The sequence below is a fragment of the Binatus sp. (SeqCode) genome, assembly GCF_050013435.1.
In the GTDB taxonomy this organism is placed as follows: Bacteria; Desulfobacterota; Binatia; order Binatales; family Binataceae; genus Binatus.
Genome location: NZ_JBEKFG010000116.1, coordinates 1 through 6,023 on the forward strand (window position 1 = coordinate 1; position 6,023 = coordinate 6,023).

4 protein-coding genes are annotated in these 6,023 nt (G+C 67.5%); all 4 read left to right on the forward strand.

All coding sequences use genetic code 11. The annotated features are described in order from the left end of the window. Positions 1-341: 341 nt before the first annotated feature. Positions 342-1,940 carry an acyl-CoA carboxylase subunit beta gene (locus tag ABSB13_RS16320; protein WP_428110355.1) on the forward strand — a complete coding sequence of 533 codons (1,599 nt, stop codon included), beginning with the start codon at positions 342-344 and terminating at the stop codon, positions 1,938-1,940. Between the two features lie 7 nt (positions 1,941-1,947). After that, on the forward strand, positions 1,948-3,939 hold the full coding sequence (locus ABSB13_RS16325; RefSeq protein WP_428110357.1) for an acetyl/propionyl/methylcrotonyl-CoA carboxylase subunit alpha: 1,992 nt from the start codon (positions 1,948-1,950) through the stop codon (positions 3,937-3,939). A gap of 18 nt (positions 3,940-3,957) precedes the next feature. Then, positions 3,958-4,725: an enoyl-CoA hydratase/isomerase family protein gene (locus ABSB13_RS16330; protein ID WP_428110358.1), complete on the forward strand. Its 768-nt coding sequence runs from the start codon at positions 3,958-3,960 to the stop codon at positions 4,723-4,725. After that, positions 4,722-6,023 (forward strand): acyclic terpene utilization AtuA family protein (locus tag ABSB13_RS16335; RefSeq protein ID WP_428110359.1); only part of this gene is annotated, 1,302 nt, incomplete at its 3' end. The genes ABSB13_RS16330 and ABSB13_RS16335, both read left to right, overlap by 4 nt.

The window sequence follows — 6,023 nt, forward strand, 5'->3', positions numbered from 1 at the left end:
CCACCTCCAATTCTGCGGTGTTCCAGTAAAAGCCACCTTTCACGTTCTCTCCGCCCTGGTATTTTTTCAACATTGCCGTGTCACCTCACTTCGTTGTCCTGAGCTAAGAGTAAGTCTTCCCGACCGCTTATGTAATTGGGAGACCGACCGGCCGGGAGCGGAAAAACTCACCAGAGCGCTAGGGAAAAATGCCGGAGGACGACGCCAAAACCACCCGAGCGCGATACTCTTTCGAAAGTATTCGGCAAGTGGCCTTTTCATCAACTACAACTCTTCCGCGACCATCGGTTCTCTGTTAAGTGAGCATCACTCAGTCAGGAGCATCGCGAGGAACTGAGCCAATGCCGATCCTGCCAACCCGCATCGACCCGCTCTCGGAGACGTTTATTGCCAATCGGCGGGCCATGCTCGACAAGCTCGAGCGCCTCGCCGCGTTGCAGCGCCAGGCGCTGCTCGGCGGTGGAGAGCGCTACGTCGAGCGACATCACCGGCGCGGGAAGCTTTTGCCCCGCGAGCGCATCGAGCTGCTGGTTGACAGTGACTCGCCGTTCCTCGAGCTGTCGCCCTACGCGGCGGCCGAGACCGAGTACGAGGTCGGCGCATCGCTCGTAACCGGGATCGGTGTCGTCTCCGGGACGCAGTGCCTGATCCTCGCCAACGACCCGACCGTGCGCGGTGGCGCTATCAACCCGTACTCACTCGCCAAGATGTTGCGCGCGTACCAAATCTCGATCGAGAACCGGCTCCCGCTCGTTTACCTGGTCGAGTCAGGCGGCGCGGACCTGCCGCGCCAGGCGGAGATCTTCGTGCCCGGCGGCGCGATGTTCCGCAACTTGACGCGTTCTTCGGGGCGGCGCGTGCCGACGATCGCGCTGGTGTTTGGCAACTCGACGGCCGGCGGCGCCTACCTGCCCGGGCTGTCCGACTACGTGGTGATGGTGCGCAATCGCGCCAAGGTCTTCCTCGGCGGCCCTCCGCTGGTGAAGATGGCGACGGGCGAGGACGCCAATGACGAGGAGCTCGGCGGCGCCGAAATGCACGCCACCTTGTCGGGCCTCGCTGACTACATGGCGCTCGACGAGCCGGACGCAATCCGGCTTGGCCGGCGCATCGTCGCCCGGCTGGCATGGCGCAAGCTCGGCCCCGGCCCTAGTGCGCCACCCCGTGAGCCGCGCTACGACACCGACGAGCTGCTCGGTATCCCTTCGGCCGACATGAAAGTGCCGTTCCCGATCCGCGAAGTGATCTCGCGCGTAGTGGACGACTCGGAGTTCGACGAGTTCAAGCCCCTCTACGGCGCCAACCTGGTGACCGGATGGGCGCGCATCCACGGCTACGACCTCGGTATCCTCGCCAACGATCAGGGCGTGCTCTTCTCCGAGGAATCGCAGAAGGCGGCCCAGTTCATCCAGCTCGCCAACAAGATCGATCTGCCGCTCCTGTTCGTGCAGAACGTCACGGGCTACATGGTCGGGCGACAGTACGAGCAGCGCGGCATCATCAAGCACGGATCGATGATGGTCAACGCGGTCTCGAACAGCAGCGTGCCACACCTGACGCTCCAGGTGGGTGGCTCCTACGGCGCGGGCAACTACGGCATGTCCGGCCGTGCCTACGAACCGCGATTCCTGTTCCTGTGGCCCAATGCGAAGACCGCGGTGATGGGCCCCGAGCAGCTCGCCGGGACGCTCTCGATCGTGGCGCGCGAGGCGGCGGCCGCGGCAAAAAAACCCTTCGACGAGGAGGCCGACGCCCAGCGCCGGCGCGCCGTCGAGGACAAGATCGAGCGCGAGTCACTCGCACCCTTCACCAGTGGCCGGCTCTTCGACGACGGAATCATCGACCCGCGCGACAGCCGGACCGTGCTCGGGATAGCGCTCTGCGTCGTGCATTCGAACGAGATCCGGGGCGCGCGCGAGTTCGGCGTCTTCCGGATGTGAGAGCGGCATGCGGAAGTTGTTGATCGCCAATCGGGGAGAGATCGCGCGGCGCATCCAGCGCACCGCGCGCGAGATGGGCATCGCGACGGTGGCCGTGTTCTCGGAGCCTGATCGCGACGCGCCCTTCGTGCATGAGGCCGATGAGGCGTTCGCGCTCGGTGGTGCGTCGCCGGCAGAGTCATACCTGCGCATCGACGCAATCGTTGAAGCGGCGCGCCGCACGGGCGCCGATGCGATCCACCCGGGCTACGGCTTCCTGTCGGAGAACGCGGCCTTCGCCGCGGCATGCCGTGACGGCGAGCTTACCTTCGTGGGACCTCCGCCCGAGGTGGTCGCCGCGATGGGCTCGAAGCTCGAGGCGAAGCGGCGCATGCAGCGGGCCGGCGTGCCGCAACTCCCGAGCCGCGAGCTTCGCGACGGCGTGTCGCCGGCAGAGCTTGCGCGCCTGGCCGGCGAGCTCGGCCTGCCCGTCGTCGTGAAGGCGTCGGCAGGCGGCGGCGGCAGAGGAATGCGCGTGGTGCATAGCGCGGCGGAGCTCGCAGAGGCCGTCGCCTCGGCCCGGCGCGAGGCGCTCTCGGCGTTCGGCGACGATACCGTCTATCTCGAGCGCTACCTCGAGGCCGCGCGCCACATCGAGGTGCAGATCTTCGGCGACGCACACGGTCGCGTCATCCATCTCTACGAGCGCGAATGCTCGATCCAGCGGCGACACCAGAAGATCATCGAGGAATCGCCGAGCGCCGCGTTGACCCCGGTGTTGAGCGAGACGATCCGTGCGGCCGCGGTCGCCGCGGGCGAAGCGATTGGCTACCGCAGCGCCGGAACCGTCGAATTCCTGCTCACTCCCGCCGGAGAGTTCTTTTTCCTGGAAGTTAACACCCGCCTCCAGGTCGAGCACCCCGTGACCGAGTGCGTGACCGGGCTCGACCTCGTGCGGCTCCAGATCGAAGTGGCGCGCGGCGGCGCACTTCCGGCGCAGGAAGATGTCCCGCCGCTTCGCGGCCATGCTATCGAGGCGCGTCTCTACGCCGAGGACGCGCGGCGCGGCTTCGCGCCATCGACGGGCACGTTCCACCGTTTCGCTTTCGCACCGGCGCCGGGGCTGCGCCTGGACTCGGGCGTCGAGGACGGCTCGGAGGTGAGCATCCACTACGACCCGATGCTCGCCAAGGTGATCGCGTGGGCGCCGACGCGCGCGGAGGCGGCGGCCAAGCTGGCCGACACGCTGGCGCGCGCGCAGCTTCACGGCCCGCACACGATTCGTGATCTCCTCGTGCGCATCCTGCGCCATCCCGAGTTCATTGCGGGCGCAACCGACACGCATTTTCTCCAGCGACACCCCCCTGAGGTCATCGGCGCGCCGCTGTGCGACGCGGCGGGCGAGCGACTTCACGCGCTGGCTGCGACGCTTGCGTTGCAAGCCGCGCGCCGCGCGCGCGTCGGCGCGCTGGCCTCGATCCCGTCGGGATGGCGCAACGTCCCTTCACAAGATCAGGCGCAGGCCTTCGAGGGAAGCTGGGGGCGGCTCGACGTGCGCTACCGCTTCGGGCGCGAGGGTCTGCGTGCTGAGGTGAACGGCAACGCGCTCGACGGCGTTCGCGTGCACGCATCCGGCGAAAGCGAGGTCGATCTCGAAGTCAGCGCCGTACGCCGTCGCTACTCGGTGCATACCGTCGGTGAGCGGGTCTTCGTCGACAGCGCGCTGGGCGCCAGCGAGCTGCGCGAACTTCCACGCTTCGCCGAGCCCGAGCTCGAGCTGGCAGCCGGCTCGCTGGTCGCACCGATGCCGGGCGTGGTCAAACAGATTTACGTCACCGTCGGCGCCCGCGTCGCCAGCGGCGATTTGCTGCTCGTGCTCGAGGCGATGAAGACGGAGATCCCGATCCGGGCGCCGCACGCGGGAACGCTGACCGAGATCCGCGCGACCGTCGGGGCGCAGGTGACCGCGGGTGCGATTCTCGCCGTAATCGAAGCCGAGCCCGCAACTGCCCAGCCATGATCGAGGAGGAGACCTGCAATGTCTGACCAGCCGGTCCGATACGAACTGCGCGACCGCATCAGCACGATCACGATCGATCGCCCGGAGGCACGCAATGCGCTGAACCGCGCGGTGCGCGAAGGCCTGTGGGCGGCGTTTCGCAGCTTCGTCGATGACGATGACGCGCTGGTCGCGATTCTCACCGCAACCGGCGACAAGGTCTTCTGCGCCGGCGCCGACCTCAAGGAGATGTCGGTGACCGGGCTTCAAGTCCCGCCGCTGGATTTCGTCCCGCAGCTCGGCCGCAATCTCATGACGGACAAGCCCGTGATCGCCGCCATCAACGGTCTGGCTTACGCCGGCGGCTTCGCGCTGGCGCAGATGTGCGACCTCTGCGTCGCCGCTGACACGGCGAAGTTCGCGATCACAGAGGCCAAGTGGAGCCGCGGCGCGCCGTGGGCCGCGCCGCTGCCGTGGATGATTCCGCCGCGCGTGGCGCTCGAGCTCTTGCTCACGGCAGAGCCGATCGATGCGCATCGCGCCCACGAGATCGGCCTGGTGAACCGCGTCGTACCGCTCGAACATCTGCAGCAGGAGGCGCGCGCGTTGGCGATACGCATCGCGCAGAACGCGCCGCTCTCGGTGCGGGCGGGCAAACGGATGGTGTACGCCGCCGCCGAGCGCCTGCGCAGCGAATCTTTCGACGAGGCCGAGCGCATCTTTGAGCCCGTGTACAAGAGCGAGGACGCGCAGGAAGGACCGCGTGCCTTCCTCGAAAAGCGCGCGCCGGTCTGGAGGAAACGATGAGCGTGCGCCGACCGCTCCGAATCGGCAACATCTCCGGCTTCTACGGCGATCGCCTCTCGGCGGCGCGCGAGATGCTCGAGGGCGGGCCCATCGACGTGCTCACCGGCGACTACCTCGCCGAGCTCACGATGCTGATCCTCTGGAAGGCCCGCCAGAAAGATCCGGGCGCCGGCTACGCGGTGACGTTTCTCCGCCAGATGGAGGAGGTGCTTGGCACCTGCATCGATCGCGGCGTGCGGGTGGTCGTAAACGCCGGCGGTCTCAACCCGCGCGGTCTCGCCGGGAAAATCCGGGAGTTGGCGGAGCGCCTCGGCGTGAAGGCGCGCGTCGCGCACGTGGAGGGCGACGATCTCCTCCCGCGGCTAGGCGAGTTGCGGCGTGCGGGAAACAGCCTGGCGCATCTCGACGACGGTCGCCCCTTCGAGGCGATGCCGGTGGCGCCGGTGAGCGCGAACGCCTACCTCGGCGCATGGGGCATTGTCGAATGCCTTAAGGCGGGAGCCGACGTGGTCGTGTGTCCGCGCGTAACGGACGCGTCGCTGGTCGTGGGTCCGGCGGCCTGGCATTTCCAGTGGGCGCGCGACGACTGGGACCGGCTTGCGAGCGCCGTGGTCGCGGGGCACATCCTTGAGTGTGGCGCGCAGGCGACCGGCGGCAATTACGCCTTCTTCAGCGAGGTGCCCTCTTTGGACCACCCCGGCTTCCCGATCGCAGAGATGGAACAGGACGGTTCGTTCGTCGTCGCCAAGCACCCCGGTACAGGCGGTCTCGTGTCAATCGGTACGGTCACCGCGCAGCTCCTCTACGAACTCGGCGAACCGTCCTACATGAATCCAGACGCGATAGCGCGCTTCGACAGCATCCGGCTCGACCAGGCCGGCGCCGACCGGGTCCGCGTGTCGGGCGTGCGCGGCGAGCCTGCGCCGAGCGCGCTCAAGGTATGTATCAACTACCCAGGCGGCTACCGCAACGCGATGACGCTCGTGCTCACCGGTCTCGACGTTGATGAGAAGGCGGCGGTGCTCAAGCGAGCGATCGTGCGCCGCGTCGGCGGTGCCGAGCGCTTCGGCGTACTCGACTTCCATCTCGCGCGCACGCAGCATCCCGATCCCGAGACCAACGAGCAGGCGAGCGCCACCTTCACCGTCATCGTGAAGGATGCCGACTCGAGCAAGGTCGGACGCGCGTTCTCCTCTGCGATCACGGAGTTAGCGCTCGCCAGTTACCCCGGCTTCTACTCCATGGACCCGCCCGGCGACGCGAGCGCATACGGCGTCTACTGGCCGACGCTCGTGCCG